Here is a 4,176-nt window from a genome sequence, read left to right as displayed (position 1 = left end):
GTGGTGTGGGCGCACGGGCTTCCGTGCGCCCACCACTGCGCGCCCGTTGACGCTCCCTCCGTTCGGCGGTTTCACTCGACGGTGGGGCACCGGAGCGTGCCCGTCACCAGAAGGGAAGCTCGATGAAGGCCAACCCGACCCGACCGGCAACCGCCCACGACACCGTCGAGCCACCCGCTCCGAAGCTGCTTCCCGTCCTCGCCGCCGGCTGCGGCTGCGGCCCCGGCTGCGGCTGCGGCTGCCAGTCCGGCGCGCCCTGCCAGTGCGGCGGCGTGGACGGCGGCTGCTGCGGCGGCCACTGAGCGGCCAGGGAATCCGCCGGACGGGGATTCACCGGACTTCGAGGGATTCACCGGGCTTCGAGGGGTTCAAGGGGTTCGAGGGGCTTCGAGGACTCCCGAGGTGCACGGCATTCCGGCCGCCGTGCACCTCGTTCGCGTCCGCCTCGGCCCGGACGGCCGGGGCCGTCAGAACTGCACGTCGGTGCAGGAGTAGAAGGCGTTCGGGGTGTCGGCGATGTTCCAGACGGCGACGACCACCTGGTGGCCGGTGCGCCCGCTCGGGACGGTCGCGGTGTGGCTGAGCGTGCTCGGCACCTGCACCCCGCCGAACGGGACCGTGAGGAAGGGCGTCAGATCCAGGTTGGACCGGGTGATCGGCTGACTGGCGTCGTAGCCCGGCTTGGTCATGTAGTACCGGAAGTCGCTGGTCGCGTGCCGGGCGGTGAACGTCCAGGTGAAGGTGAGCTGCTGCCCCGCCGTCACCTTGGTGGTCGGCCAGGCGCCCGCGTGCGGGTCGTCCAGTTCGGCGAAGCGCGCGTTGCCGCCCGCGCAGATGGTTCCGTCCGAGGGGCCGAGGGACGGGAAGCCCTTGGGGCCCTCGACGCTCTGCGGCTCCCACTGGATGTCGCCGCAGTCCCAGGGGACTCCCTTCACGTGGGTGTCGCAGAGGGCGGCGCGGCTGGGCGGGGTCGAGATCCAGCCGTGGGACGAGGCCGGGAAGGCGAGGGTCAGCGGGATCGCCAGCGCGGCGACGGCCGCCCCGACGATGTGGCGTGTGCGCATGGTGCTCCTCCGTGGGGGTGGATGGAGTGTGCGCCGGGGCGCAGACGCGCGCGTGGGGTGCGGCGGCCCGGACGGGGACTTCCTGGCATGCCTGCGCCGGTCCGGTGCCCTCACGGTAGGAGCCGGCCCCGAACCCGTCAATGGTCTGAACCATTTTCCCAGCTGCCCAACTCCCGGGCAGCGCATGCGGATTGGCCCCGAACTGACCGAAAGAGGAACGCCCCGCCCCCGGTCTGGCCGGGCGGCGGGGCCGAGTCTCGGTCGGGCTTACTTCTTGCCCTGGGTCTGGCCTGTCGGCCTTTCGGGCCTGATCAAGCGCCCCTGACCTGGGGCTGAGCCGTCGACAGTTGTCATCGTTGGCCGCCTTTGGTCACCCCCGGACGGCCCACAGACGGCCCAGGGCTCACCCCGATCAACGAGCTCGACGTTCACGCCGACCATGGTTCACCCACCCGACGCCAACCGTGCCAAGCAGTGCACTCGCGAGGGCAACTGCGTTCCCCCACGCGGCCACCAGCGACCCTACCGCCGGCCAGACAAACACCAAGATGACGATCACTAGCGCCAGGACCGGCACCAGGGGAGGGTTTGACAAAGCCCTCGGGGCAAGAGAGAAACTCATAGGACACCTTCCGGGGTGTTGGCCACTCGCCCAGCGCACGGTTTCCTAGGCCCTTGCTGAGCGGGTGGCCTTTGACGTTGGCCCATGATGGCCCCAACACCACCGGCTATCGCAAGTCGTGCATCTGTGATGCGACTTGATGCTTGGTGACGAAAATGCCCCAGATCTCGTGTCGCCCGTCACCACCCGTGAAACAGCCACGGCTTCACGGCCACCGGCAACGACCAGGCACGATTCAACATCGACCAGTCGACATAGCACACGGGCCCGACAATGCAGCCCGGCCATGTAGCTCCGAGCCTATTTTATGTGTCGCAGGTCACAGGCGTGGGTCATACTTTGCCCTGTTTTGTGGCGTGATGCAGGTCACAAAGAAACCTCTAACTCTCGCGGCTCGTGGACTCAGCTCGGCTCGACTCCAGACAGCTGGCAGAACGCCACGGTTGCGTCGTCACCCGACTTGAAGCGCGGCCAGCAGCGCCCATCCGGGTCCGTGGCCTCGACCTTCCGAACCTCCGAGATCAGACCGTCTGCGCCCGCTTCCCGAAGCGTTGCGAACGCGGTCGCCCAAGATGCCGTGCCGTACTCCGTCACGAGGCGCGAGGCCCCATCGGACAGGACGACCACCGAGCGGACGCCAGCGAGCGGTACCTCGCCGATGATTGCATGATGTCCCGCTTCGCCTTTGGAGGCGGCCACCCAGTAGCCGTCCACGGTGTTTCGGGTGAGTCGTTGGGCCTCGACCATCCGGCGGACGGCCTCCGTGTGCTCGGGCGTCCCGGTGGCGAACCGTTCTGTCTCGGCCCGGAGTTCAGGTACTACGGTGTCCACCCGCAGGTCGGTGACCACGTGGTAGTCGTTGGTCCGCTCGAAGACGATGGGCGAGTCGGCGAGGACCAGGTAGTCGAAGTGCTCGGCTTCGGCCCGCAGGATCGAGACCGTTGCCGACGGCGTACCTGGGTTGCGGAGATCGCAACCGGGGTGGAGCGCGGCGACCTGGTCGATGGCCTGAGCCAGCCCGTCAGCCAGCGGCCGGCCGGCTTCTGCCAGTGCGGCCATCAGGTGGCCGCCCAGCTGGGCGACGTACCAAGGGACTCCGTGACGACAGCCGGTGTCCAGGCCGACCGTGCTCAGGCCGTCGAGGACGACGGCGAGCGTGGGCGTGGCCGCCACCCAGTCTTCGTTGGGGTTCGCGCCACCGGGCGCGGTGGCGATGGAGACGCGCATCTGTCAGCCCTCGTGTCGGTAGATCGGAGTGACCCTGCTGCTCTCCAGAACTTCCAGGGTCTTCGGGTCGTAACGGCAGGAGATGAGCGTGGAGAAACGCTTCGTCCGGACCTCGCGGTACAGCTCGCCGAGGTGGTTCTCCAGGTAGTGCACGACGCCGTTCGCGCCGATCGCGTGGATGCCCGCGACGTAGAGGAACGTCCCCTTGCCGTCGAGGCGGGGAAGCCGGGCGAGGTAGCCGACGTCCCCGGCCGTACCGTCCACGTCGAGCGGGGAGCGGTACTCCGTCTCGGTGTGCAGGTCCACTAGGTGCCAGGCCGTGTCCCTGCGGAACCGCAGGTTGTCGTCCCCTTCGAGCACCTGGGCCACGATCGGGGACAGCCGCGGGCCGCAGATGACGACCAGGTGCTCGCGGTTGAGGTTCACGATGCCGGACGGCGGGATGACCTCGTACTCGGAGTCGAGCTTCAGGCCCGTGAACAGCTTCCGCAGGTGCTCGTAGTTGTTCAGGTCTTCCCTGGTCACGACCTGGCTTGGGTTCTCCTCCAGGGACTTCCCCGCCTCGTACTTGCCACCGACCGCCACGGTCATCGGGCCCAGCCCGAAGAAGGCCCGCTCCGGCGCGGGGCCGGCGGACGCGAGCTGACCGACACGCCCGCGGCTCACGCCGAGCAGGGCCGCGATCTCGGCCTGCGACATGCCCGACGCCGACGCCTCTTCGATGGCCTCCCGGCGAACGCGGGACAGCTCGACCACCCGGTTCTGGTAGTCCGCCATCAGGGCAATCGCCGCCTTGGCCCGTTCGATCGGGACGGCCACGCCGGCCACCCGCTCAAGCTCCTCGTGCATGGTGATCCCTTCACTGCCTAGGGGGGCGAAGCAAGCCTACCGCTAGAGGGGCTTGACGCACAGATAGCAACTGCCTACCTTGGGTATCGCGAGAGAGCGAAAGCCCCCCTAAGCAACATAAGAGAACGGGCCTAGCACTTCGTTGACCTGCACAAATGCAGCGGAGCGGCGCGCCCAACCGCCAAGTCAGTACGCCGCTCCGTGCCCCGGTGAAGGGAGTTCCATCATGCACGCTCCGCTCATCACTCAGTCGTCGCTCGCGGTCGGCCCGGCGAAGCAGAACGTCTCGCTGTTCGGCGAGGCGGACCCGGGTGAGAGCGAGGCCCGCGTCTCGGTGCGGGTGTCGCTGTCGCTGCGGTTCTTCGACCTGGTGGGCCTGCTGGCCTTCCACCCGGAGATGACGCTCACCGCCTC

5 protein-coding genes are annotated in these 4,176 nt (G+C 68.4%); 2 read left to right on the top strand and 3 right to left on the bottom strand.

The window, feature by feature from the left end:
- The first annotated feature begins 122 nt into the window (after positions 1-122).
- Positions 123-302 carry a hypothetical protein gene (locus ACFRMQ_RS38840; RefSeq protein ID WP_380735611.1) on the top strand — a complete coding sequence of 60 codons (180 nt, stop codon included), beginning with the start codon at positions 123-125 and terminating at the stop codon, positions 300-302.
- Between the two features lie 165 nt (positions 303-467).
- Here the strand turns inward: ACFRMQ_RS38840 and ACFRMQ_RS38835 are convergent, their stop codons facing one another.
- The 3 genes from ACFRMQ_RS38835 to ACFRMQ_RS38825 all read right to left on the bottom strand — a co-directional run bounded on the left by ACFRMQ_RS38835 (position 468) and on the right by ACFRMQ_RS38825 (position 3,762).
- Positions 468-1,064, bottom strand: coding sequence for a lytic polysaccharide monooxygenase (locus tag ACFRMQ_RS38835; RefSeq protein WP_380735610.1), 597 nt, complete (start codon positions 1,062-1,064; stop codon positions 468-470).
- Positions 1,065-2,088: 1,024 nt separating this feature from the next.
- The gene (locus ACFRMQ_RS38830; protein WP_380735609.1) at positions 2,089-2,913 is read right to left on the bottom strand and encodes a protein phosphatase 2C domain-containing protein; all 825 of its coding nucleotides are present in this window, start codon (positions 2,911-2,913) and stop codon (positions 2,089-2,091) included.
- 3 nt (positions 2,914-2,916) lie between these two features.
- Positions 2,917-3,762 (bottom strand): sigma factor-like helix-turn-helix DNA-binding protein, encoded by an 846-nt coding sequence (locus tag ACFRMQ_RS38825; protein WP_380735608.1) that lies wholly within the window; start codon positions 3,760-3,762, stop codon positions 2,917-2,919.
- Between the two features lie 226 nt (positions 3,763-3,988).
- On the opposite strand from ACFRMQ_RS38825, the gene ACFRMQ_RS38820 reads away from it, so the two are divergent.
- Positions 3,989-4,176: hypothetical protein (locus tag ACFRMQ_RS38820; RefSeq protein WP_380735607.1), on the top strand; the 188-nt coding region annotated here is incomplete at its 3' end.

Origin of the sequence: Kitasatospora sp. NPDC056783, assembly GCF_042789895.1 — a bacterium.
GTDB lineage: Bacteria > Actinomycetota > Actinomycetes > Streptomycetales > Streptomycetaceae > Kitasatospora.
Note: the sequence above shows the minus strand (reverse complement) of the source record. Positions and strands in the feature narration are given on the sequence as shown.